Source organism: Pseudomonas sp. 1176_21 (genome assembly GCF_052850635.1).
In genome coordinates this window covers 637,304-661,608 of the sequence record NZ_VXCV01000001.1, presented here as the reverse complement: position 1 = coordinate 661,608, position 24,305 = coordinate 637,304, and the positions used below count along the sequence as shown (strand labels likewise).

Here is a 24,305-nt window from a genome sequence, read left to right as displayed (position 1 = left end):
TCAGTGCGCCTTCCGCGGGGTGATGTAACTGCTGATGAAGGCCGGGTTGGCGGCCATGATGCGGCTGTAGACCTCGATGCCGAAGTCCACCCAGTCGCGCATCAGTTCGCAGTAGTGGTAGGTGGGATGGGTGGGGTCGCCATAGCGGGCGTAGCTTTCGTGGTAGCAGCCGCCGGAACACAGGTTGCGAATGTGGCAGGTGTCGCAGCCGGTACCGCTGCGGTCCAGGCGCTGGGACAGGAAGTCGTTGAGCTCGGCCTGCTTGACCTCGCCGTGCACGTTGCCGAAGGTCGGCAGGCTGGAGCCGGTGAAACGGTGGCACAGGTTGAGCTCGCCCTTGTGGTCGACCGCCAGCATTTTCAGCCCGGCCCCACAGGGCAGCGCCTTCTTGTGGCCTTCGTGGATGTCGGTGATCAGCTGGTGCAGGTTGGAAAAACCGATGTTGCGGTGCTCCAGCGCCGCCTCCAGGTAGCGCCGGCCCAGGGCCTTCATGTTGGCGAACACCTCCACCAGTTCGTCGCCGGTGAGGTTGAAGTCGGACATGTCGCCCGAGGTGACCGGCGCAAAGCCGACCTCGGCAAAGCCCAGCTCGTTGAACAGGTGGTTCCAGATGGTCTCCACGTCGGTGATGCCACGGGTCAGCGTCACCCGCGCGCCCACCGGGCGGCTGCGGTAGCGCGACAGCAGCAGGTCGACCTTGCGCCGCACCACGTCGTAGGTGCCCTGCCCGCCCACCGTGATGCGGTTGCGGTCGTGCACGGTCTTGGGCCCGTCGATGCTCACCGACAGCCCGAAGCGATGGGCATTGAGGTAGTCGACGATCTCTTCGGTGAGCAGCGTGGCGTTGGTGGTCATGATGAATTCCACCTGCTTGCCGGCCTCGGCAAAGCGGCGCTCGCAGTAGTTGACCATGTGCTCGATCAGCGGGCGGTTGGACAACGGCTCGCCGCCGAAGAACACCACGCTGTAGCGCTCTTCGTCGGGCGACTCGCGCAGCAGCATCTCCACCGAGGCCTCGGCGGTGTCGGCGCCCATCTTCTTGCCGGCCGAGGGTTTGTCCAGGTCTTCTTTGTAGCAGTAGGTGCAACTGAGGTTGCAGCCGGTGTTGACGTTCAGCACCACGGTGTTGAGCGCTGTGCGCTCGACCCGGCTGATGCCCAGCTCCGGGGTCAGCGGCGAGCCGTCGTTGACCACTTCCAGCGCGATCAGCTCGCGCAGGGTCTCGTTGACGTCATGCCCGGTGAAGCGTCCGGCCAGACGCAGCACCAGGTCTTCGCTGGTGCAGCTCTGCACGCGCAGGGCGTCGATGATGCCGCCGGTAACGTCATCGGTGGCGAACAGCGAGCTGCTGGGGATGTGGAACAGCATGCGGTCGTCGTCCACCCGCACTTCGTGCAGGTTGCGTTCGACCAGATTCAATAATGCACCCATGGTGACCTCCGCAAATGTGACGATTCGTCGTGGCAAAGCCGGGCGAGACGCGCTCGCCCACCGCCTTCGCGGTCAGGGCAGCGGCGGGCTGTTCCAGCGCTGCACCGTGACGATCAGTTGCCCTTCGCCTTGCAGGCCACCCTCCTCCAGCTGGGCGATCACCTTCAGGTTGCCGACGTTGTTGGCCATCATCCTGCGCTGCGGGTTCGGCCCGGCGCCGGCAGGCAGGAACACCCCGTCGCGCTGCATGGTGCCGGCGAACTTCACGTCCTCGTCGTCCCTGGCCTGCTCGTTGAACGGCTCCACCGTCCATTTGGCCGGCAGGTAGCCGATGCGGTAAGGCTGGCCATCGGCGCCCTTGCCCCACGCCTCGGCCTCGAAGCGGCCCTGCACCTTGGGCGTGGTGCCGCCGTTCTCGCCGATGCGCGCCACCGAATACGCCGGCACCACCTTGACCTCGGCGACCTCGGTGTACACCGCAAGGTCCACGCCCTTGAGCGCACCCAGGGCCACGTTGCGCAGCCCCGGCGCGGCATCGGCTGCCGCCTTGACCTTGACCCGCAACAGCTGCGGGGTGCTTTCCAGCACCTTGACCACCTCAACGCCTGCGCCCAGGTCCGGGGTGCCGGACAGGCCGCTGCCCACCAGGGTCAGCTCGGCCTCGTTGCCGGCGCGGATGAACGCCGGCTGTACCGCCAGCAGGCGGGGGCTGTCCTGCCTGGCCGCGCTGAAGTCCAGGCCGCGCTCGTCGTGCTCGGTCTCGAACATGCGCCCTTTCATCTCGCCGTTCAGGGCCGCGAATACCTGATGCATGCGCACATCGCCGATCTTCAGGTTGCCGCGCCATTCGTAGCCGTTGTAGACGATGGCCGAGCCGCTGCCATTGAACGGCGTGCCGTCGGCATACTGGCCCTTGACCTCGATGTTGAAGGTGTCGCCGCTGTCGTGGGTCACGCTCATCACGCCGCGCACATCGCCCCTGGTCATCATGTGGCCGCTGAAGCTCCACTGCCCGGGCAGTGCGTCGGCGCCCGGCTTGCTCTTCTGCCAGTCGCTCCAGGCCTGACTCTCAAGCGGGTAGTCCTTGGCCAGCTGGGGCGCCACTTCGTTGCGCGCCAGCCCCAGCCAGTCGCGGTCGCGGGACATCATCTGGTATTCCAGCGACGGCCAGCGCCCCAGGTGGAACTCCACCAGGCGTTCCCACTCCTGCAGCGGCCGACGCTGCAGCGCCACCCGCGCGCCGGAGTGACAGCGGGCACACATCTGGTTGAGGGGTTCGTCGAACTTCTCCACGGTGTTCAGGCGCCGCTCCATCGCGTAGCGCATGCCATCGGTCTCGCTGGGTGCCAGCCCCTGCCTGTCGGCCAGGTACTTGACCACCGAGCGACGGTCTTCATCGCTGATCTTCACGCCGTACATCAACTGCATGCGCGCAATGCTCATCAGCCAGCCTTCGGGGGTCTTGCGCTGGTGGCTGATGCGGCTCAGGGCGTCGTTGCCCTCGGGGGTATGGCAGGCCATGCACTTGGCATTGAGAATCGCCTTGCCATCTTCGGCCACGGCGGGGGGCAGAACAGCACAGGCCAGCATGGCCAGGGTGCCGGCACTCAGGTAATGCCGGAGTCGAGTTGTCTTCAAGGTCAGGCCTCCACGGTATTGTTTTTATAAATCGTCCGCGCCCGGCGAGGGGCTGTACTGCACATCTGACTCACACCAAGCAGAGTGCATGCCAACAAAATTAATTCCTTGCTTAACAAATAGTTACTGGATACTCCTGATAAACAACATTGATTCCAGCGCTGCCCAGGCGTGCAATTTCGCGATGACTGTCTAACTCTGAGACAGCTGAGACCACTGCCTGGCCGGGTGAGCCTGGCCCGGCAGCACCAGCATGCCGAGCACCATCGCCAGCAACCCCAGCCACACCAGCGACACGAACGGATAGCGCCGTACCACGATCACCCCCTGGATCGCGTCGCCACCGTCCAGCGTGCCGGCGGCCGTCATCAGGCGTGGCGAGGCCGGTACCCATACCTGCAGGTCCTGGGCCCAGCCGCGCACGATGAAGGGGTGCAGCACATAGCCCGGGTCGCCCACATGGCGTGCATAACGGTAGTCGAGGATTTCGCACAGCTGTCGCACCGGGCCCTGATAGGCCGGCGGCAATGCGCGCCGGTCCTGGAACAGCGCATGCCCGGCGATGACCTGGTCGTCGCTGCGCAACTGCACCTGCGCCACCGCCTGGTAGCCCGAGAAGTTCTGCTGGCTGCTTACCGGCAGCACGCGCACCTGCAACTGATCGGCCACCCGGTGCCACGCCTGCGGTGATGAAGCCGGGGCAATATTGATGGGCATGTAGGTATTGAGTGCCGTGGCCAGCAGGCCACCGGCCAGCGCCACCATCGCCCCACCGTGAATCAGCGCCAACGGCGCCGTATGGCGCAGGGTGCCGAGCCGGCGGCTGCGCCACAGCACCCGCATGCCCCAGGCCAGGCACGCCAGCAGCAGGAACATTCCGGCCAGCAGGGCCGCGTCCAGCCACGGCAGCACCTGCACGATGCGCTGGGACAGCACCCCTTCGCCGGTGTAGCGCGAGGTCAGCCAGGCACCGCGCCAGGCCGTCAGCGCCACCCACAGCGCCATGCCCAGGGTAATCAGGCCGGCGTAGCGCGCCGGCAGGCTGCGCCGCAGGAACCCCCACCCGCCGAGCAGCCCGAGCAAGCCGATGACGGGCATCAGCCACTTGCCCAGGGCATGGCCGTCCACGTCCCAGTGATCGAAGGCCCGGCGCAGACCGGCCAGCTCCTCGGCACTGGCCCACACGGCCAGGGTCTCGAAGAACGGCTTGAGCTCCGAGGCCTTCTCCAGCGCCAGCCACTGACCGACATGAGCGCTGAGCAGTTGGCCCACCGCCAGCAACGCGGCCACGGCGAACAGCCACATCGACAGGTCCAGCCCCCAGTCCGAAGCCGACCGGCGCACTGGGCGGGCCTGCGCCGCCGGCCGCCTGAACGCTCGCCAGGCAAACCACAGCATCAGGCCGAGGATGCCCCCCGCCAGCGCCAGGTGCCCCAGCCATGAAGTGGTACCGATATAGCGGTGTGAACTGGCCAGCACCTCGCTGCGCGTCACCGACATGGCGATGCAGGCCAGCGCCGCAGTCAGCAGGCTGAACAGCGGCAGCGCGCGCCAGTGGCGGCCCTGCGGCCGCCAGCGCCGTGCCCCGTGCAATACCGCGCCGAGCATCGCCCATACCGCGAAGGCGGCTGTCTGCACCGGGTCCCAGTGCCATAGCTGGCCGAAGGTGAAGTCTTCGAGCGCCCACACCATGCCCATGCCGATGCCGGCGGTCAGTACCAGCCAGGCGCGCCTGCCGTAGGTACATGCCAGCGCACCGTAGGCGTCGCCGGTACGTGCCAGTGCATCCAGCGCAGCACCGGCCGGGGCGATGGCCCAGGCATAGGCGGCGATAATCAGCGGCGCGTGAAACGCCATCCAGATCGTCTGCAGGTGTGCGTTCATGCCCTGGCTCGCCTGGGCCGCCAGCCAGTCGGCCGGCGTTGCCGTGAACGGCCCCAACCCTGCGGCAGTGAGGGTGTACCAGGCCGCCACCAGCGCATTGGCGCGCCCGGCCCAGCCCGGCAGCGCGGCATTGCGCACGCCGATGCCCATGCACAGGGTTGCCAGCAGCAGCACGGTGCCTTCATCGCCGCCCCACAGGTTGGCGACCTTGAGGTAGGCCGGCAGCGTGGCGCTGCTGTACAGCCAGATGTAGCGCAGCTGGAAATGGTCGGCCAGCAGGTGCATCACCAGGCTCAGGCACGCCGCACACAGCCCCACCAGCGCCAGCCGCCAGAGTATCTGGCGCAGCCGGGCGCGCACGGCGCCCAGTACCACCAGCCCGGCAATCAGCACCAGCAGCAGGTTGCCCACCTGGGGCAGCCACCACAGCAGCGCGCAGCACAGCAGCAGCCCCAGGGCCGGTGGCCAGCACGTATCCCATCGCAGATCGCTCACGACGCCCACTCCTTCTTGTTGTTGTGCAAGCGGCCATACAAGTACTGCGCCAGGCCAGGTTTCACCTGCCAGAACAGCAGCTTGGCCGGTTTCAAGGCATCCTGGGAGTGCGTGCGTGTGTGCCGTTCTGAGACAGTCGATGGGCGGCTGAGACAGTACGGCCCGCCTCGATCTCGCCGGGCTGGGAGACAAATCGCCGACATTTCATCGGGTTGCACGCGTCGTGCAGGCATGGCGCAGTAGTTGCTTGAGCCGGTGCAGCTCGCTGCACACCTTCGATAACAACAAGAAAGGAGCACACCGATGATTCGAGCCGCCCGCACGCCCTTGGCGCTGACGCTTGCCCTCATGGCCTGCAGCGCCCAGGCCCACGAGCTGTACAACAACGAGGGCCGCGTGCTGAACGCCGACCTCGAGGCCCTGTTCGGCGTATTTCACAGTGACGAAAGCTACGCGGTGGGCGGCAACCGTCAGCCCGGCAGCAGTGCCTGGCGCGAGGGCTATATCAAGTATGGGCTGAGTGCGAGCCAGGCACTGGGCGCTGCGGGCACGGCCTACGGCGCGTTCAACCTGGTCAGCTCCGGAACCTGGGGCGACGGCGACGCCGCCGGCCTGACCCTGGGCAGCGAACGGCGCACCGGCGTCGAGGATGCCTACCTGGGCTGGCGCTCCGGCGACCTGTTCCCGGCGCTGGGCAAGGACGGCGTGGACGTTTCCGCCGGCCGCCAGACGCTGACCCTGGGCGACGGCTTTCTGATCCAGGGTGATCCGGTCAACCTTGGCAAGGTCGACCTGGGCGCGAACTTCAACCGCGGCGGCGCCTATTACCTGGCCGCGCGCAAGGCCTTCGACCGCACGGCCGTACTGCGCCTGGGCGGCAGCGAGGGCCTGCGCGGCGACCTGATGTGGCTGAAGTCGGACAACCATTACCAGGCCGATACCGAGCTTGCCATCGCCAACCTCGAACAGGTGGGCGAAGCCGGCACCCTGGGCATTTCATGGATTCGCGGCCTGGATGTCGACCGGCGCTATGCGTCGATCCTGGGCCTGCAGGAGCGCGATGGCATGGATACTGTCAGCCTGCGCGGGCGCGGCAGCCTGGGGGTCAAGGACCTGGAGGTGGCCGCCGAATACGTGACCCAGGACAAACGCAGCGGGCGCGAGAACGCCTGGTACCTGGAAGGCGCCTGGACCTTCTCCGAGGTGCCCTGGAGCCCGACCGCCACCTACCGCTACAGCCGCTTCTCGAATGCCTTCGACCCGCTGTTCTACGGGGCCAGCCGCGGCTACGGCACCTGGTTCCAGGGCGAGGTCGCGGCCAACTATGCCGGCCCGTTCAACAGCAACAGCCAGGTGCATCACGTGGGCCTCAAGGCCACGCCACGGGAGAACCTGACCCTTGGCGCGCTGTACTTCGACTTCGATACCCTGGACAAGGCGCGTGGCAACCTGGGTGGCCGCGAGCTGGACCTGTACGTGGAGTGGATGGTCAACGAGCACCTGCTGATCAGCCCGCTGCTGGGTTTCTACAAGCCTGATCGCAGTGCCGACAACGGCGGCCTGCAGCTGGGCAGCAGCGACACCAGCACCTACCTGCAACTGCTGGTGGGCACCTTTTTCTGAGGTGTCACACCGGGTACCCCTGCGCGGCCAGCCAGCCGCGCAGCCTGGCCTGTTCCGGCGCCGGCCTGCCGTGCAGCAGCCACTGCAATGGCTGACCGGCCTGAACCCCACGTACCAACGGGGCCAGCGGCACGCCGTCGAGGTGCCAGATACCCAGCGGCTGGTCGGGCCCCACCACCACCTCGGCCTGTTCGATGAAGCCGTGGCTCACCACCGGGCGCTGCTGCACCTGCCATTGGCGGAAGTCCCCGGCCAGGTGCAGTGGTTGCGCATCCGGCCACACCTGGCGCGGGCCCCAGAACGCTTGCCCGGCCTTGTCTGCCTCCTGGGCATAGAAATCCCGGCCGATGCGGGCGAAGCGCAGGAACAGCTGCTCGATACGTTCCTGATGAAAGCGCAGGGCCAGCGCCTGCTGCCCGGGGCGGCGCAGCAGGGTGTTGATCACTGCGGGCGCCTGCAGGGCCGAGGAAAGCGACTGGAAGATGCCGTTGCCCGACAGCGGGTCCACCGCCATGGCGGCGTCGCCGATGCGCAGCCAGTTGTGCCCCGCGCATGCGCCTGCCAGGATCGCCGTGCTGCTGCGCGCATGCACCGGCACCGCCTGCCCGGCCGCCGCGCCGAATACCTCGGCCACCAGTGCCGATTCGCCCCGACGCCGGGCATAGTACTCAGGCAGGTGCGCCTTGCCCGGCAGACCGCCGGCGCTGCTGTCCAGGCTGATCTGCCAATAGCAGCGGCCATCGGCCAGGCGCGCCATCCAGGCCCAGCCGTCGGCCAGGCTCTGCACCGCCGACACCGGCTCGGCCGGCGCGCCCTGCCACACACTGAGCAGGCTGACGCTTTCGGGGCCGCGCAGGCGGCTCGCCGTCAACGGGGCCTGGCGCCCGCGTGCCTCCACCAGAAAATCGGCATGCAGCACCCGGCCATCGTTAAGCTGCACCTGGTGCGCGTGCGCCGTGCTGTGCAGTTTGCTCACCCGTGCTTCGATCAAGCCCACGCCGGCCCGGCGCAGGTCATCGCGCAGGGCGGCATCGAAGCGGCGGCGGTCCAGCAGGCATTCCTGGTTCAGCCATTGCTGCTGGCCATTCCAGTGCACCTGGCGGCGCGCGGGCATGGCTGCCTGTTCCAGTGCGCTGCCAAGGCCGGCATGGCGCAGGCCGTCGAGCACCCGTTGGGACACGCCCTCCACCGCCTCGAACCGGCGCCAGTCACACACCAGCTCGACCGTGTAGCCCAGGCGCTGCAACCCCATGGCGCACGCCGCGCCTGCGGGCCCGGCGCCCAGTATCAGGATGCGCGGCTCAGCCATGCACGCCCCCACGGCGTTCTGCACCAATGAAGGCGGCCTGTTGGCGCAGATGCTCCAGTACCTGTTCGCGACCCGCGTTCGGCTGCGCCGTCAACAGTGCGCGCACCTGGCCGCACAGCGCCGCACTGGCCAGGCTCGCCCCCGCCACGCCGCTGGCCGGATCGACCGCAGCGCCGAAATCGGCCTGGGGCGTGTCGAGCCACGACCATTGGCCCGGCGCGCAGCGGGCATCGCCGGTTACCCGAATCACCCCCGGATAACGCGCCGGGTACACCGGCGCACCGCGCGCCGGGCTCGATGCGCACAGCAGCACCCCGGCCTCGACGGCCACGGCGCAGGCCGCACGCAGTACATTGCGGTCCTGCTGCAGGCCCAGGCTCAGGTTGACCAGCATCGCGCCCTGCTCCACCAGCCACAGCAGCGCCGCCGCCACCTGCAATGCCGAGGTCTGCCAGTGGCGGTCGAACACCTGCGCCACCAGCACCTCGCCGGCACCGCCCTGGGCCAGCAGGCAGTCGAGTACCCGGCTGCCATGCCCCAGGACATCGGCCTGCACCTGCCCCTCGCGCAACTCGCCGTGCTCCAGCCAGAAACGCCGGCCACCGGCGATAGGCCCGGCCTGATGCGCCGAGCACCCGCTGTCGATCACCCCGACACGCAGGCTAGTGCCCATGCCGCACGGGCTGCGGCTGTACACAGCGCAATTGCCCGTCCTCGAGGTGCAGGTGAAGGTCCGCGCCGTCCAGGGTGGACGGCCGATGGCTGATCAGGATGCGCGTGCGCCCGGCGAACAGCTGGTCGATGGCCGCGATCACCTCGCGCTCGGTGGCCTCGTCGACCGCCGAGGTGGCTTCGTCGAGCACCAGGATCGATGGCTGCTGCAACAGGGCGCGGGCAATCGCGATGCGTTGTTTCTGCCCACCGGACAACTGCTGCCCACGTTCACCCAGCGGCCCGTCCAGGCCCAGGGGCAGGCTGTGCACCAGGCTGTCCAGGCGCGCCAGGCCCACCACCTGTTCCAGTTCTGCACGGCTCGCGTCGGGCCGGCAGTAGGCCAGGTTCTGCGCCAGGGTGCCGCGAAACAGCACGATGTCCTGGCTGACCACCGCAATGCGCCGGCGCAGTGCCAGCAGATCGAGGTCGCGCAGGTCCTGGCCGTCGAGCAGGATGCGCCCCTGGTCAGGGTCGTAGAAGCGTTGCAGCAGGTCGATCAGGGTCGACTTGCCAACCCCCGAAGCGCCGCTGATGGCAACCTTGAGCCCGGCGCCGATGCACACCCGGGCATCCTGCAGCACCGCGCCACGACGCTGCTCATGGGCAAAGCACACTCCTTCAAGGCGCAGCTCGCCGCCGCCGTCACGCATCGGCTGCGGCGCGGCCGGCTGGGTCACGCTGACCGGCTCCTGCTGCAACTCCATCACCCGGCCCAGGCTCACGGCCATGCGCTGGACCGCCACGTACAGGCCCAACAGGCTCTGCACCGGCCCCACCGCCATGCCCAGATAAGTGGAAAAGGCAATCAGCGCGCCCAGTTGCCAGGTGCCCTGGATCACCCAGTAGCCGCCCACCAGAAACGCCGCGGCGCGGCACAGCGAGGTCAGGGTGCCCGGCACCGCCTGGGTCAGGAACTCGGTCACCTGCACCTTGAGCAGTTGCCCCATGTAGCCCTGGCCCAGTCGCCCCAGGCGCCCGGCTTCGCGCTGCTGCTGGCCCGCAGCCTGGATGAACTTCATCGCCGGCAGGGTCTCGACCAGAAACGACGAGACATCGGCCGAGCGTTCGCGCAGCTGGCGCACCTCGCGCTCCACCTTGCGCCGCATCCAGCGCAGCCACAGCACCTCGATGGGAATCAGCACCGCCAGCAGCAGGGTCAGCTGCCACGACAGCATCAGCATCAGGCTCACCGCGCCCACCAGGCCGATCAGGCTGGAAACCGCCGAAAACAGCGAATCCACCGCAAAACGCTGGATTTCCGCGACGTCGCCATCGAGCCGCGAAAGGATGTCGCCCAGCCGCTTGCGCCCGTAGAAGCTGGGCGACAGCTGCTGCAGGTGGCCATACAGGTCGTCGCGCAGGGCGAACAGGATGCGCCCCGACAGGCGCGTGTGCAGGTAGCGGTTGACCCCCGACAGCACGGTGCTCGCCAGCCCCACGCCAACCATGATCGCCGCCATGTGCCACAGCACCTCGAAGTCCTTGGCCAGCAGGCCCTCGTCGATCAGGGTCTTGACCAGCCAGGGCTGGGCCAGCACCAGCAGCGAGGCGCCCAGCGACAACCCCAGCAGCACGCCGATCGCCCGCCCGTGGGGCCGCACGAAGCCGTACAGCCAGGCCAGCGCCCGGCGCATCAGCTGCGGGTCGTCGGTATTGACCAGGCGCAGCAGCACTCGACCCAGGCGGTTCAACTGCGCAGCTGCTTGATCTTGCGGTACAGCGTGGCGCGGCTGATGCCCAGGGCATCGGCTGCCGCGGTGATGTTGCCGTGATGACGCGCCAGGGCGCCACGGATCAGCTCCTCCTCGTTTTCGCGGATGCTGCCGGGCTGCTGGGTACTGCCCCTGAGGTCTTCGAGCAGGCAGTCGGTCAGGTGTTCCAGGCCCAGCAGTGGCTCGCCCGGCTCGCGCATGGCCACCGCCGAGCGCAGCACCATCTCCAGCTGGCGGATGTTGCCGGGCCAGTCGTAGTTGTTCAGCAACGCGGCCAGCTCCTTGCTCAGGCGCACGCCGTGGGCGCCGAACTTGTGCAGCAGGCTGTCGATCAGGGTGCCCAGGTCGTCGCGCTCGCGCAGTGCCGGCAGGCGCAGACTCACGCCGTTGATTCGGTAGTAGAGGTCTTCGCGAAACTGCTGCTCAAGCACGTGGCGCTTGAGGTCGCGGTGGGTGGCGCAGATCACCGCCACGTCGATGTCCTGCTCTTCGCCGGCGCCCAGCGGCGCCACCCGGCGCTCCTGCAATACCCGCAGCAGGCGTGCCTGCAGGGCCAGCGGCATGTCACCCACCTCGTCGAGAAACAGGGTGCCGCCGTGGGCCTGCATCAGGCGCCCGACCATGCCGCCACGGCGCGAGCCGGTGAAGGCCCCTTCGCGGTAGCCGAACAGTTCGGACTCGATCAGCCCCTCGGGTATGGCCGCACAGTTGACCGCCACGAACGGCTTGCCGGCACGCGGGCTGGCCTGGTGCAGGGCGCGCGCCACCACTTCCTTGCCGGTGCCGGTTTCGCCCAGCAGCAGCACCGGCAGTTCGTTCTTCAGGCCCTGCAGGGCCATGCGCAAGGTGCGCGCAAGGCTGCTGTCGCGCCCGGCCAGGGCCTCGAGGTCGACGCTCTTCTGCGCGGCCACCGGGGCAGCGGGTGCAGGTGTCGCGGCAATCACGGGCTGGCGCGGCAGGTGCTGGGAGCGGAAGTAGAACTCGCCCTTGGCGGTCTGCACGCTGCTGATGCCGCCCTGCCATACCCGGCTGATGAAGGCGCTGGAGCGTTCGCCGATCAGGTCGCTGCAGCTGCGCCCCACCAGGGCGGCGCGCGATACCTGCAGCAAGGCGCAGGCCTGGTCGTTGGCCGCCAGCACCTCGCCGTCCAGGCTCAGGGCAAGCAGGCCGTGCCAGGCGCTGCCCAGGTACTGCGGGCGGTTGTGGAAGGCCACCACCAGTTGCTCGGGGTAGCACAGGCCGAACATGCGGCTTTCGATGTTGCCGGCAGCCAGCAGCAGGGTCGAGAGGTTGTCCTGGGGCTGGGCCATGACGCCTTCGCGGGTCAGGTCGAGCACCCCGATGATCTCGCCGCGCGGGTCGCGCAGCGGTACCGAGGTGCAGGAGAACGGGCTCAGGCGGTCCAGGTAGTGTTCGCCGCAGTTGATCAGCGTGGGGCGCCCTTCCACCACGGCGGTGCCGATGGCATTGGTGCCGCGCACCGACTCGCTCCAGCAACTGCCCGGGTGCAGGTCGCGCAACCCGGTCTGGCGCAATGGCTCGGTGTTGCCCTCGATGGCCAGCACGTTGGCCTGGGCGTCGCCGAGGATGATGATGCCGCCCTTGCCCTGGCGCGACACCAGGTACTCCAGCTCCGGCGTGGCGGCGTCGATCAGCAGCCGGTTGCTTTCCAGCAGGCGCTTGAGTTCACCGCGCTGCGGGGCGGCCAGCTCGTGCCGCTCGCCTTCGAGGCAACTCAGGCCATGGCCGAGGCTGCGCCGCCACGAGGCATCGATCTCGTCGCGTAACATGCCCAGCGGCAACTCCCCGTCATGGACCAGTTTCATGCGTGCCTGGCGTGACTCCTGCAAAGGGTCAGCGGCGTTTTTTATTAGAATGGTGCGTGCCATCGCTTACTCCAGCGCCCGTCGAACGTTGTGCACTTAAGGCAATGTAACTCAAGGGAGTGTGCTTGAGATTTGCAGGGCCGTCACCCGCAGGCGCCGACAACCTGATCGGCAGAGTGGCACAAGGTTACGTTTACGTAAAGGTGATGAGTCGCGACGTGTCGTCCTCCTTTCAGGCGCGCCGATTGCGCGCCAGCAGCCACAGCAGGTACACCCCGCCCAGCAGGCCGGTGGTCAGGCCGATGGGCAGGTTGAGGTTGGCCACAAAACGCTGGCTGAGCAGGTCGGCGGCCAACAGCAGTACCGCCCCCATCAGCGCTGCGCTCACCAGCGGCACCTGCGCCGAGGTGGTCAGGCGCCGTGCCAGCTGCGGCGCGGCCAGGGCGATGAAACTGATCGGGCCGGCCGCCGCGGTGGCGATCGCGGTCAGGCCCACCGCCGCCATCACCATCAGCAAGCGGGTACGCTCCACCGCCACACCCAGCTGGGCGGCGCTGTCGTCACCCAGTTCGAGGATGTTCAGGCGCCGTGCGTGGTACACCGCCACCGGCACCACCAGCAGCAGGCCCAGCGCCGCCGGCAGCACATGCGACCAGGTGCGGGTGTTGAGCGAGCCGGCCAGCCAGATCTGCGCCGACATGGCCTGGTCGAGGTTGCCCATCACCAGCAGCACGGTGTTGAGCCCCGAGAGCATCGCGCCCACGCCGATGCCCACCAGCACCAGGCGATAGCCGCCGGTGGTGCGGCCCTTCATCGACAGTACGAACACCAGCGCAGCGGTGCCCACGCCGGCGATCACCGCCGCCAGCGACGCCCCCAGCGGGCCGGCATCGAACAGGATGATCTGCACGATCGCCCCGCTCGCCGCCCCGGTGGTGAAGCCGATGATGTCGGGCGAGCCCAGCGCGTTGCGCGAGATGGACTGGAAGATCGAGCCGGCCATGCCCAATGCAGCGCCCACGCACAACGCGGTGAGCACCCGCGGCAGGCGCACGCGCAGCACGATGCGCTCGGTGGTCGGGCTCGGCCCTGCCCCCAGCAGGCTGGCCAGCACCTGGCCCGGCGTCAACGGCAAGGTGCCGATGCCCAGCAGCAGCACCCCCAGCCCCAGGGCCAGCAGCACCAGCACGGCACAGACCAGCACCCCCCGTGGCTGCCAGCGAAACGACAGGGCGGCCAGGCGGACGACCCGTGTAGCGGTAGTGTTCATAGCTTGCTCAACCGGAATGTGCGCACCAGCGCGATAAAGAACGGCCCGCCGATCAGCAGCGCGACGATACCCGCCGCCACTTCCGCCGGCGCCGCCACGACCCGGCCCAGCACATCGGCCCCCAACAGCAGCACGCCGGCAAACAGTGCCGAGTACGGCAGGATCCAGCGGTAGTCCGGGCCCACCAGCAGGCGCGCCAGGTGCGGCGCCACCAGCCCCACAAAGCCGATCGGCCCGGCAGCGGCGGTGGCAGCGCCGGCCAGCAGCATCACTGCCAGGCAGGCCAGCAGCCAGGTGAGGCGCACGTTCACCCCCAGCGCCAGGCCCAGGTCCTTGCCCAGGGCCATGGCATTGAGGCTGCCGGCCAGCGCCAGCACCGTGACAGCGCCCGGCACCACGGCCATCGCCAGCACCCCCACCGCCTCGAAGCCGCTCTTTTCCAGCGAGCCCGATGCCCAGTGGCGAAACTGGTCGAACACCTGCGCCGGCGCATTGAGGATGATGATGCCGGTGACCGAGGCCAGCATCACCGACAGACCGGCGCCGGCCAGCACCAGGCGCACCGGGTTGGTGCCGGTCTCCTGGGCACGGCCCAGCATGAACACGGCCACCCCGGCCAGCCCGGCGCCGACGAAGGCGCACCACACGTAGCCGCTCATGCTGCTCAGGCCCAGCACGGCCACACCGACGATCACCCCTACCCCGGCCCCGGCGTTGATGCCCAGCAGTCCCGGTTCGGCCAGCGGATTGCGGGTGACCGCCTGCATGATCGCACCAGCCAGGCCCAGCGCCAGCCCGGCCAGTATCGCCACCAGCGTGCGTGGCACCCGCAGTTCGCGCACGATCAGGTGCTGGTCGTCGAGCCGGTCGTAGGCCGACAGCGCCTCGAACACCTGGGCCACGCCGATGCTGCGCGACCCCACCACCAGGCTCGCCAGCACCGCCACAACCAGCAACAGCAGCCCCAGCAGCAGGCCCTGACAACGTCTTGATCGCACCATGGCTCAGCGGTACGCCCGCGCCACGGCGTCGATCATCTCGCGCCCGGAGTAGTAGTCGATGCGAAACGAACTGGGGCCCAGTGCATACACCCGCTTGTGCACCACCGCCGGCAGGTTGGCCAGCACCGGGTCGGCGAGAAACGCCTGCACGTCGGCGTCGCTGCCGCCCAGCAGGAACACCGTGTCGCCGGTGATGGCCGCCGAGAGGTTTTCACGGGAGATGAAGTCCACGTCGGAGCTGCGCTTGACCTGCCCTTGCAACCCTTGCGGCAAGCCGGCCACCGCGAACCCGAGAGCTGCCAGCAGCTGCGCATGGGGGCTGTCCAGGCGCGCTACCGAATAGCTGCCACCCAGGTTGTAACCCACCACGCTGACCGCGCCGGCAGGTGGCGTGATGCGCGCTGCAACCTGCGCGGCGTAGGCGTCGAAGCGCTCGATGGCCGCCTCGGCCTGGGCCTGCAGGCCGCTGGCCTGCCCCAGTTGGCGCGCCAGCTCCTGCCAGCTGTGGTTGGCGTAGTTGACCACCACCGTGTCGATGCCCTGGGCCTGCAGCTCGGCCTGGTGGGGCAGCACACTGTCGGCCCCCGTGGCCGACACCACCAGCAGGTCGGGTGCCTGCCCGACCACCGCTTCGAGGTCGAACACCAGGTTCTTGTACAGCACCTGCACGCCGCGCTGGTCGGCCACCTCGGCCCACTGGGTGAAGAAGCCCTTGGCATCGGAGATGCGGCTGGGCGTGGTCGCGGCACTGGCCACCAGCGGCGCGTCCATGGCCAGCAGGATGCCGGTCACGCTCGGCGAGGTGGACACGATGCGCTTGGGCGAGGCCTGCGCCGACGCCGTCGGCGCCTCGTCCGCAAGCTCGGCGGGCTGCCGGGCCAGCCACAGGGCGGCGCTGGCCACAGCGACGATGGCCAGCACGGCCACCACAGTCTTTTTCATCGTCTAGCCCTGCTCGTCAAGGTGGTGGGCGAAGGTCGAGCCGCTGTAGCCCTCGCGGAACAGGCCGGCCTGCACCAGGCGTGGCATCAACTGGTCGAGAAACAGGTTCAGCGACTCGACCGAGCCACCGGGCGCGGCAATGAAGCCGTCGATGGCGCCACTGGCAGCCCAGTCCGCGATCTGCTCGAAGGCATCGTCGACGGTGCCGACCACCTGCCAGTGCGCCGCCGAGATCACCTCGGGGCGCAGCAGCAGCTGGTCGATGCTCAGCGACTCGCGCTCGATCAGCCGGCGCAGCAGGCTGCTGTGGGTACGGCTGGAGGCGTCCGGCGCAACCACCGGCAGGTCGGCGCGGGTCACCGGGCGGTCGAGGGGCCAGTCGGCCAGGTCCAGCCCGGTCATTTCCTTGATAGAGGCCAGCTTGCGCGCGCGGTTCATGCGCCCGTGGGTTTGCATGAACACCGCCCGGGCCTGCTCGCGGGTGTCGGCCAGGTACAGGCTCAGGCCCGGCAGCAGGCGGATCGCCTGCGCCGAGCGGCCATGGCGTTCGGCGCGCCGGCCCAGGTCACGGCGCAGTTCAAGCGCCGCTTCCTTGTCGGGCGTGGGTGCGAACACCAGGTCGGCCACCGAGGCGGCGAAATCCCGCCCCGACTCCGAGGCACCGGCCTGGATCAGCGGAATGCGCGTGCCGGGGAAGGCTGGCAGGTTCAGCGGGCCCTTGACCTTGAGGTAGGTGCCCTCATGGTTGACCGGGTGCACCTGGGTGGTGTCGGCATAGCAGCCATTGGCACGGTCGATGGTCAGCGCCTCGAACGGGAAGCTGCCCCACAGCTGGTGCACCAGCTCGGTGAACTCGGCCGCCCGCGCATAGCGCTCGTCGGCGTCGGGCATCTGCTCAAGGCCGAAGTTCTCGTGCCCCTGCAAGGCGGTGACGATGTTCCAGCCCACGCGCCCGTTGCTGATCCAGTTCAGCGATTGCAGCTGGCGCGCCACCACATACGGCGGATAGAAGGTGGTCGACACCGTCGACACCAGGCCGATGTGCGAGGTCTGCTGGGCCACGGCGGCCAGCAGGATGGTGGGGTCGAGGCTGGTGAAACCAGGGCCGCTTTCGAGCATTTCCACCGGCAGGCAACTGACGTCGGGGCGGAACACGAAGTCCAGGTGCGCCGCTTCGGCGCGCTGCGCCAGATCGATGGCGAAGGCACTGGTGAACAGGCCCTCGACGTTGCTGTCGGCGCGCCGCCAGGCGTCGCCGCTGAGCCAGGTGGGGGCCAGTGAAAGGCCGATATGGAGTCGCTTGGGCGATGTCATCAAAGCTCCGGGTGCAGGTGATCGAGTACGGCGGCCCCAGGGCCGCCGTTGACAGTGGGTTGATTCAGAACGAGCCCTTGACGCCCACGCCGAACATGCGTGGCGTGGTCATGCTCGCCTCGGTGCCGCCGATGCCGCGGTTCTGCTGCAGGTAGGTGGCCGAGCGGTCGTCGAACACGTTCTTGACGTAGCCGTACAGTTCCACCGCCGGGGTGAACTGGTAGCTGGCGCGGGCATCGGTCAGGGTGTAGGAGTCGACCGAATACGACGAGTTGTTGGCCGTGTCGGAGTAGTAGCCGTCGATATGCCGCACCTGGGCCGACAGGTTGAGCTTGTCGGTCACGTCCCAGCTGGGCCCGAAGCTCAGGGTGTAGCCGGGCGACTTGGCAAACTCGTTGGCCTGGTAGCTGTCGTTGCTGGTGATGCGGTCGATGCGCGTGCGCAGGGTGCCGGCGCTGGCCTTGAGGGTCAGGCTGTCGAGCAGCTGGTAGTCGGCGCTCAGTTCCATACCGTAGGCGTGGGCCTTCTCGGCATTGATGGTGTAGGACTGGCTGATCCCGGTGGAGATCACCACCGGAATGTTGTACTGCGAATCCTTCATGTCCATGTAGAACAGGTTGCCGCTCAGGCGCAGGCGGTCATCGAGCAGGCTGGCGCGGGTGAACAGCTCGTAGTTCCACACCGACTCTTCCTTGAAGTACTGCCACTGGCGCGTCGACAGGTTGAGCGAGACACCGCCCGGGTTGTAGCCGCGGCTGACCATCGCGCCCACGGTCCAGTCCGGGGTCGCGGCGTAGGCCAGCGATACCTTGGGCAGCACGGCGGTGAAGGTCTTCTGGTAGTCCAGCGCAGTGGGCGCCAGCACCGAGTTGCCGTCGCGCTCGATACGGTCCTGCTGGAAGCGCAGGCCCGTGCTCAGGGTCCACAGGTCGCTCAGGCGGTAGTTCAGCTCGCCGAAGAGGCCGAAGTTTTCCTTGGTGTCGTCGAACGCCGACAGCCCGGCCAGGTTGAGGGTTTCGTCGGTCCTGGTGCGCGCCACGTAGAGGCCGGTGGCGCCGCTGAGCACGCTGTGCTGGTCACCGAACACCAGGCGGGTTTCGTTGGACAGGTTCTTCTGCTTGATGTCGGCGTCGCCCTGCCCCGGGATGCCGGTGTAGCGCTGCACGCTGGACAACGAATACTGCGCCTGGTTGATCAGCTTGAGGCCGTTGTCGAAGTCGTAGCTCACGTCCAGCACGCTGGTGTTGGTGCTCTGCTCCCAGCTGGGCATGGTCGTGGTGGTGTGGTCGAGCTTGTGGTACGGCGCCGAGGCGGCTTCCTGGGTGGGGCGGTTGCTATCGTTGTGCGAGAAGGTGAACTTGGCCTCCAGCCCCTGGATGTCGGTGGGCAGCCATAGCAGCTTGGCGCGGGTGGTGAGCGCGCTGAAGTCGTGGTCGGTCTTGCCCTTCTGGAAGTTGGGGTTGGTGTAGTCGATGAAGGTATCGCGCGCCGAGTAGTCCACCGCCAGGCGCCCGGCCAGGTCGGTGCCCATCAGCGGCCCGGACAGCGCGATGGAGGTGCGCTTGGCGTTGTAGTTGCCGATCTCGGCCTGGTAGGCGGCCTCGGGGGTGAAGGTCGGGTCCTTGGTGTTGACGATGATCGCGCCGGCGATGGCGTTGGCGCCTTGCGAGGTGGTCTGCGGGCCGCGGAACACCTCGATGCTGTCCACGTCCCACACCGAGGTGGCGCCGAAGAACATCTCGTTGTAGTTCAGGTAGTGGCCGTCCAGGTTGATGGTGGCCCGTGGCACGGTGCCGCCCCAGAACTGGTTCTGCCCGTTGTTCGGGCCCTGGGTGTCCTGGCCGCGGATGATCGGCGCGCCTACCGAGTCGGTGTAGATCACGTTGGGCACGTCATTGAGCACTTCATGCACGCTGGCGTTGCCGGTGTTCTGGCGCTCGATGTCGCGGGCAGTCTTGACCGACACCGAGGAGGCGGTGTTCTTCAGGTCACGCTCGAGCTTTTCCCCGGTGATCATGATCGGTTCGAAGGTGACTGCGCCTTTGCCCGGGGCAGCAACGGCATCATCGGCCATCGCAGGCGCCATGCCGAGCACGGTCGCCAGGGTCAGCACGCTGAAACCGCAGGTGAGTTCAAGGGGTGAATAGGCCTTCAAGATACGCTCCAAATGATAATCATAATCGTTTGTGCGAAAGGTATCATGTGGCCACTTCATTCCTCAATAGAGAATTGATTCTGCAATGTGGTAAATCCAGGGGCCCGGCCAGCGCTCGGAAAAGTCGGTATCATGCGCACCGACGCCGCGCACAAGCGGCGCACACTTGATGCCTGATGAGGAACAGCCGCCAGCCGGCGATGAGGAGAGGCCCGTTGAAAAAAACCATTCCAGCTGCGGATGACGCCCCGCACGCGCCGGGCGAAAAACGTTCGGGCACCATTCAGTCCGTCGCCATCGCCGCCCGCTTTCTCAACGTACTGGCCAGCGCCGAGCACGAACTGGCCCTGGGGGAAGTGGCGCGGCGCACCCAGACCGGCGCGTCCACCGCGCACCGCTATCTGCAGAGTCTGGTCAAGGAGGGCCTGGCCAGGCAGGACCCGGCCAGCAGCCTGTACGACCTGGGCCCGGCGGCGCTGAGCATCGGTATCGGTGCGCTCAAGCGGGTGGATGCAGTGGAGATCGCCGCCCAGCACATGAAGGCGCTGGCCCACCAGCATGCGGCCAGCGGCGGCGTGGCGATCTGGACCGACCGTGGCCCGACGCTGGTGCGCTGGTACCGCAGCGCGTTCTTCTCGATCAACCCGCTGGCCCTGGGCGACGTGCTGCCCATCGACAACACCGCCTGCGGGCTGGTGTTCCAGGCCTTCCTGCCCAAGGCCACCATCGATGCGGCGCGCAAGCTGCAACCGGCGCACTTTCGCGGCACGGCGCCGGCCAAGGCTGTGCTGGACGAGGTGCGCAGCAGCCGCTGGGCCGAGAAGACCAGCCACCTGCTGTCGAATGTCACCGGGCAGGCCGCGCCGGTGTTCGACGCCCAGGGCGAGATCGTGTGTGTGGTGACCACGGTGACCGACCTGGGTCAGCTCAAGACGCCCGAAGACCGCGATGCGCTGTTCCGGGCGGCCAGCCGGGTCAACCAGTCAACCGGCGGCCTGCCGTGGCAAGGCGCCTGACACCACCGCCCGCTCGCGCGACAAGGGCACCAGCAGCGGCGTGCCGCTGACCGGGTCGGCGATGATCATCGAGGCCACGCCGAACACCTCCTGCACCAGGGCCTCGGTGAAGATGCGCGCCGGGTCGCCCTGGGCGACGATGGCGCCGGCCTTCATGGCGATCAGGTGCGAGGCATAGCGGCACGCCTGGTTGAGGTCATGCAGCACCGCAACGATGGTGCGGCCCTGGCGATTGAGCTCGGCCAGCAGTTCCAGCAGTTCGATCTGGTGCGCGATATCGAGGTAGGTGGTGGGCTCGTCGAGCAGCAGTACCGGCGTCTGCTGCGCCAGCACCATGGCGATCCATACCCGCTGGCGCTGGCCGCCGGACAACTCCTGCAGCAGGCGCTCGGACAGCTCGCTGACCTGCGCCGCCTGCATGGCTGCGGTCACGGCCTGTTCGTCGGCCTGCGACCATTGGCGCAGGAACGACTGGTGCGGGTAGCGCCCGCGGGCCACCAGGTCGGCCACGGTGATGCCGTCGGGCGCAACCGCGCTCTGGGGCAGCAGGCCGAGCCGCCGGGCCACGTCCTTGGCCGCGAGCGTGTGAATATCGACCTGATCGAGCAGCACCGTGCCGCTCGAAGGCACCAGCAGGCGCGACAAGGCCCGCAGCAAGGTGGATTTGCCACAGGCATTGGGGCCGACGATGACGGTAAAGGACCCTTCGGTGATAGCCACCGAAAGGTCCGTGGAGATCGTGCGCTGGTCGTAGCGAAGCGTCACGGCGTCAGCCTGCAGGCGATACGTCATGGAGAGGGTGTTCCAGTGAAGGGATTCGGCGCCAGTATTGCAGATGAGGAATTTATTCCGCAATCCGGAACGCCGGCGCCCTGCCCTCAGCCCGCCGCCATCAACGGCTGGCACTGCGCGTAGTGCCGCGCCAGGCCCTTGAGCGAATGCCCCAGGGTGATACGGGTGTGCCGGTCGTACTGGTGCAGCAGGTCCAGACGGCCCTGCTGCAACCTGGCCAGGATGGCGCGGGCAGCCAGGTCGGTGGCACCCAGGGCGTGGGTCAGCCCCTGGGACGACACCGGGTCGAAGGCGATGGCCGCCTCGCCCACTGCCAGCCAGTGCGCCGATGCACAGCGCTGCAATGCACTACAGCCGGCATCCAGCACCTGAACCTGCGCTGCGGCCAGTTCGTCGGCACCTGCATAGCGCTGCATCAGGCGCGTGCGCTGCAGTTGCTCGGCCAACTGCGGCGCGGTGCGCTGACCGTCACCGCCGGGAAAGAAGCGCACCAGGTGACGCTGGCCGCTGGCGGTGGTGGCCCCGGACCACCAGCCCTGGGCATCCGCCTCGATCAGCAGCCACTCGGTGTCGGCCAGTTCCGAGCCACCTCGCGGCAGGCGCGCCGCGACGGCCACCTGGCGACTCAGGCGCTGGCGCCGTGCCCCGCCGAGCCGGGCGATGCAACTGGCCTTGCCGGTGGCATCCACCACGAAACGTGCCTGCCCGCGCCAGGGGTGTTCACCTCGCCGACCGCCCAGGGTAATGCTGTCGTCGGCAAAATCGGCATGGGTCACCCGCACATCGTCTTCACGGTTGATCCCAAGCGCCGCCGCCCTTTCCCGCAGCCGGGCGTCGAACACCCGTCGTTCCAGGAACGCGCCATGGGCGGCGCGCTCGCAGAAGTAGTCGCGAAATACCGGCTCGCTGGTCAGCCAGATCGACTGCACGCCGCAGCAGCGTCGCGCCACGGTGCTGTCGTCGAGCAGGTCGGCGTGCCCCAGTGCGGCAAGTGCAGGCAACGCCTCGGGGGACAGGCACTCGCCGGGGCGCAGCGCAGCCTCGGGTTCACGCTCCACCAGCCCCACCTGCAACCCGGCCTGCACCAGGCGGATGGCCAGCGCCGTGCCGGCCGGCCCGGCGCCCACCACCAGCACGTCGTGCACGGGGTTCAAATCTCGTCCCTGCGCAGCCGACGACGTGGCGGTACCTTCTGCCTGGGCGGCTCCAGTTCGGTCTCGCCCAGCAACGGTGGCGGCGAATCCAGGGCCTCGATCACCGCCAGCAGGTCGAGCTTGGCATTGGAGCCGGTGACCCGCTCGGGCCGCCCGCTTTCGATCCAGGCCCGCGCCGGCAACCCCAGTGCGGTCGCCTCGGGGGTGGCGTCGTGGGCCAGCAGAATGCCCAACTCCCACCAGTGGCTCACCATCAGGTTGATGCGCGTGAAGTAGCTGCCCTTCAGGTCGCGCAGCCAGTCCTCGCGGTAGGAAAAGTGCTTGAGCTGCTGCGCTGGCGTGGTACGTCTTGCGCCCACACGCTCCCACGCCTCGCTGCTCAGTACCTGGTTGGGCACGCGGGCCCCCCAGTAGCTGGGGAACGACAGGTAGGTACTGGGCTCGTACTCGGCATCCGACAGGCACGAGGCCTCGTCGGTCTGCCACGGCACGCCCAGCGCGCGGGTCAGCGAACCCGGGCCCACGCCGTCCAGCGGGCCCTGGGGTGCCAGGCACACCTGTGGCGTGAGTTCGTCACCGAAATCCTGGCGCACCGCCTGCCCCTGGGGCAGTACCGCCAGGCGATAAGGGCTGCGCCACACGCTGGGCACGCGCATGAACCAGGTCAGTTCGATGCCCGGGTGGAACGGGCCGCCCAGGCATTCATGCAGGCCGGCGCGGTCCAGCGCCTGGGCCTGGGCGCGCGGTTCGAGCGTATCGAAGTCTTCCGGTACCGGCGCGCCCTGCCAGTCGGCGACGAATTCGCCTTGCGCCCACTGGCTCAAGGCCTGGTACATCAGCGGGGTGACCGCGAGCCCGACCGCGGATGGCGGCTGGGGGTCGAGGTCATAGTCGCCGTAATAGTCGCCGTACAGGGGCAACAGCGCCGGGGCGAACTCGGCGGTGCTGGCGGGGTCGCGAAACAGCGCGAAGACCTTGCGCCGAAAGTCCGCACTGGCCTCACCGGGGTCGGCCAGCCGGGCCACCACGTCGGGGTTCTGGGTATCGAGTGGCGAACCGTGGCCGCTGAGCATGAACAGGCCCTGGTTGGTCCACTGCATGTGGGTCATGCGCTCGAAGATCGGCCAGATATCGCGGGTGAACGAACAGCCCGGTTCGGCCGGCAGCTGACCCTGGCGCACGAACAGGTCGCGCACCACCTCTTCCATGGTGACCACGCCAAACAGCCCTGGCGCGTAGTTGGGGGGCGTCACCACCAGGTAGCCGGGCTCGGCATCCAGGCGCTGGCCGTTGTTGAACGTCACCCGTGCGTACACCGGGCCGTCCGACACGTCGTCGTGCCAGTCGTCGTTGTTGGCGAAGGTTGTCGGTGGGGTCTTGTCCACCCGCGGTGCGCTGTGGCCGTGCCCGCCGAGGGCGATCAGGCGCCCGGCCTCGTCGGTGCGCAGTTCGCCCAGGTACACGGGTTTGCCGTGGAAGGTGCCGGTGTCGAAATGAAAGGGCTTGCCTTGCTGGCGGCGGCCGCTGATGGTCCTGGGGCCGGGGCGGATGTCCAGGGCCTGGCGCTGCGCGCCGGTCACGTGCGGGTTGCGTCGTTTTTCGGCGATGGCGTACTGGCCGGGCAGGTCCATGGCATTTTCGAAGGCGTACCAGCCGGCCTTGAGGTTGGCGACTTCCACGGTCCATTCGATCTGCACGCCGTCGTCCAGGCTCAGCTCCTGTACGGTGCCGTCGTGCAGTTCGGCATAGAGGCGAAAGCGCACAGCCTGGCGCCGCACCTGGCCCCTGGCATCGCGAAATTGCCCGTCGGCGCTGCTGGCCAGTGCCCCTGGCACCTGCGCGGCGAGCACGTACTCCTCATCGCCATCGGCGTTGCCGACACGGGCAACGCCGAGCCCTGGGTGCACACGAATGGATTTGATCGATGCCGGGCTGATCATGGCCGTCTAGCCTCCTTGCCAGTGGGGTCTGCGCGAATGCGCAATTTCGCGCTCAACGCTAGATGGCGAATGGAGGGGTGTCAAATGGC

The 24,305-nt window shown here is 68.1% G+C and carries 17 protein-coding genes; 2 read left to right on the top strand and 15 right to left on the bottom strand.

What is annotated here, in order from left to right; genetic code table 11:
- From peaB to ccsA, 3 genes are all read right to left on the bottom strand, one after another.
- Complete coding sequence (peaB, locus tag FW760_RS03245) at positions 1-1,431, bottom strand: quinohemoprotein amine dehydrogenase maturation protein (protein ID WP_116053936.1); 1,431 nt, start codon at positions 1,429-1,431, stop codon at positions 1-3.
- Positions 1,432-1,503: 72 nt separating this feature from the next.
- On the bottom strand, positions 1,504-3,021 hold the full coding sequence (gene peaA, locus FW760_RS03240; RefSeq protein ID WP_104572475.1) for a quinohemoprotein amine dehydrogenase subunit alpha: 1,518 nt from the start codon (positions 3,019-3,021) through the stop codon (positions 1,504-1,506).
- 240 nt (positions 3,022-3,261) lie between these two features.
- Positions 3,262-5,448, bottom strand: coding sequence for a cytochrome c biogenesis protein CcsA (gene ccsA, locus FW760_RS03235; protein WP_446443579.1), 2,187 nt, complete (start codon positions 5,446-5,448; stop codon positions 3,262-3,264).
- Between the two features lie 303 nt (positions 5,449-5,751).
- Here ccsA and FW760_RS03230 point away from each other — a divergent pair, with 303 nt between their 5' ends.
- Positions 5,752-7,071, top strand: coding sequence for a hypothetical protein (locus FW760_RS03230; RefSeq protein ID WP_054914478.1), 1,320 nt, complete (start codon positions 5,752-5,754; stop codon positions 7,069-7,071).
- A gap of 4 nt (positions 7,072-7,075) precedes the next feature.
- Here FW760_RS03230 and qhpG read toward each other — a convergent pair whose 3' ends face one another.
- The 9 genes from qhpG to FW760_RS03185 form a co-directional block, all read right to left on the bottom strand.
- Positions 7,076-8,380: a flavin-dependent monooxygenase QhpG gene (gene qhpG, locus FW760_RS03225; RefSeq protein ID WP_116055339.1), complete on the bottom strand. Its 1,305-nt coding sequence runs from the start codon at positions 8,378-8,380 to the stop codon at positions 7,076-7,078.
- Positions 8,373-9,053, bottom strand: a complete 681-nt coding sequence (qhpE, locus tag FW760_RS03220) for a subtilisin-like serine protease QhpE (RefSeq protein ID WP_104572477.1) — start codon at positions 9,051-9,053, stop codon at positions 8,373-8,375. Before qhpE ends, qhpG begins: the two co-directional genes overlap by 8 nt.
- Positions 9,043-10,776, bottom strand: coding sequence for an ABC transporter ATP-binding protein (locus FW760_RS03215; protein WP_116055342.1), 1,734 nt, complete (start codon positions 10,774-10,776; stop codon positions 9,043-9,045). The genes qhpE and FW760_RS03215 overlap by 11 nt, the downstream gene beginning before the upstream one ends.
- A gap of 5 nt (positions 10,777-10,781) precedes the next feature.
- Positions 10,782-12,695: a sigma-54-dependent Fis family transcriptional regulator gene (locus FW760_RS03210; protein WP_088515045.1), complete on the bottom strand. Its 1,914-nt coding sequence runs from the start codon at positions 12,693-12,695 to the stop codon at positions 10,782-10,784.
- A 169-nt stretch (positions 12,696-12,864) separates the two neighbouring features.
- Entirely contained in the window at positions 12,865-13,902 is a 1,038-nt protein-coding gene (locus tag FW760_RS03205; protein ID WP_054914476.1) for a FecCD family ABC transporter permease, read from the bottom strand.
- The gene (locus FW760_RS03200) at positions 13,899-14,903 is read right to left on the bottom strand and encodes a FecCD family ABC transporter permease (RefSeq protein WP_054914475.1); all 1,005 of its coding nucleotides are present in this window, start codon (positions 14,901-14,903) and stop codon (positions 13,899-13,901) included. The genes FW760_RS03205 and FW760_RS03200 overlap by 4 nt, the downstream gene beginning before the upstream one ends.
- Positions 14,904-14,906: 3 nt before the next feature.
- Positions 14,907-15,845, bottom strand: a complete 939-nt coding sequence (gene fepB, locus FW760_RS03195) for a Fe2+-enterobactin ABC transporter substrate-binding protein (RefSeq protein ID WP_116053933.1) — start codon at positions 15,843-15,845, stop codon at positions 14,907-14,909.
- A gap of 3 nt (positions 15,846-15,848) precedes the next feature.
- Entirely contained in the window at positions 15,849-17,159 is a 1,311-nt protein-coding gene (locus FW760_RS03190) for an NtaA/DmoA family FMN-dependent monooxygenase (RefSeq protein WP_446443578.1), read from the bottom strand.
- Positions 17,160-17,223: 64 nt separating this feature from the next.
- Positions 17,224-19,314 carry a TonB-dependent receptor gene (locus tag FW760_RS03185; RefSeq protein WP_446443577.1) on the bottom strand — a complete coding sequence of 697 codons (2,091 nt, stop codon included), beginning with the start codon at positions 19,312-19,314 and terminating at the stop codon, positions 17,224-17,226.
- 227 nt (positions 19,315-19,541) lie between these two features.
- On the opposite strand from FW760_RS03185, the gene FW760_RS03180 reads away from it, so the two are divergent.
- Positions 19,542-20,330 carry an IclR family transcriptional regulator gene (locus FW760_RS03180; protein ID WP_426429156.1) on the top strand — a complete coding sequence of 263 codons (789 nt, stop codon included), beginning with the start codon at positions 19,542-19,544 and terminating at the stop codon, positions 20,328-20,330.
- Here the strand turns inward: FW760_RS03180 and FW760_RS03175 are convergent.
- From FW760_RS03175 to FW760_RS03165, 3 genes are all read right to left on the bottom strand, one after another.
- Positions 20,298-21,122: an ABC transporter ATP-binding protein gene (locus tag FW760_RS03175; protein ID WP_043861228.1), complete on the bottom strand. Its 825-nt coding sequence runs from the start codon at positions 21,120-21,122 to the stop codon at positions 20,298-20,300. The two genes, FW760_RS03180 and FW760_RS03175, sit on opposite strands and share 33 nt — an antisense overlap.
- Before the next feature lie 86 nt (positions 21,123-21,208).
- Complete coding sequence (locus tag FW760_RS03170) at positions 21,209-22,267, bottom strand: NAD(P)/FAD-dependent oxidoreductase (RefSeq protein WP_236176375.1); 1,059 nt, start codon at positions 22,265-22,267, stop codon at positions 21,209-21,211.
- A gap of 5 nt (positions 22,268-22,272) precedes the next feature.
- Positions 22,273-24,216 (bottom strand): LodA/GoxA family CTQ-dependent oxidase, encoded by a 1,944-nt coding sequence (locus tag FW760_RS03165; RefSeq protein ID WP_274096292.1) that lies wholly within the window; start codon positions 24,214-24,216, stop codon positions 22,273-22,275.
- Positions 24,217-24,305: the final 89 nt, after the last annotated feature.

Bases quoted from the DNA above. Each gene is read 5' to 3' on its own strand.
- peaB (WP_116053936.1), bottom strand. From the start codon at position 1,431: ATGGGTGCATTATTGAATCTGGTCGAACGCAACCTGCACGAAGTGCGG.
- peaA (WP_104572475.1), bottom strand. From the start codon at position 3,021: ATGCTGGCCTGTGCTGTTCTGCCCCCCGCCGTGGCCGAAGATGGCAAG.
- FW760_RS03230 (WP_054914478.1), top strand. From the start codon at position 5,752: ATGATTCGAGCCGCCCGCACGCCCTTGGCGCTGACGCTTGCCCTCATG.
- qhpG (WP_116055339.1), bottom strand. From the start codon at position 8,380: ATGGCTGAGCCGCGCATCCTGATACTGGGCGCCGGGCCCGCAGGCGCG.
- qhpE (WP_104572477.1), bottom strand. From the start codon at position 9,053: ATGGGCACTAGCCTGCGTGTCGGGGTGATCGACAGCGGGTGCTCGGCG.
- FW760_RS03210 (WP_088515045.1), bottom strand. From the start codon at position 12,695: ATGGCACGCACCATTCTAATAAAAAACGCCGCTGACCCTTTGCAGGAG.
- FW760_RS03205 (WP_054914476.1), bottom strand. From the start codon at position 13,902: ATGAACACTACCGCTACACGGGTCGTCCGCCTGGCCGCCCTGTCGTTT.
- FW760_RS03200 (WP_054914475.1), bottom strand. From the start codon at position 14,903: ATGGTGCGATCAAGACGTTGTCAGGGCCTGCTGCTGGGGCTGCTGTTG.
- fepB (WP_116053933.1), bottom strand. From the start codon at position 15,845: ATGAAAAAGACTGTGGTGGCCGTGCTGGCCATCGTCGCTGTGGCCAGC.
- FW760_RS03190 (WP_446443578.1), bottom strand. From the start codon at position 17,159: ATGACATCGCCCAAGCGACTCCATATCGGCCTTTCACTGGCCCCCACC.
- FW760_RS03175 (WP_043861228.1), bottom strand. From the start codon at position 21,122: ATGACGTATCGCCTGCAGGCTGACGCCGTGACGCTTCGCTACGACCAG.
- FW760_RS03165 (WP_274096292.1), bottom strand. From the start codon at position 24,216: ATGATCAGCCCGGCATCGATCAAATCCATTCGTGTGCACCCAGGGCTC.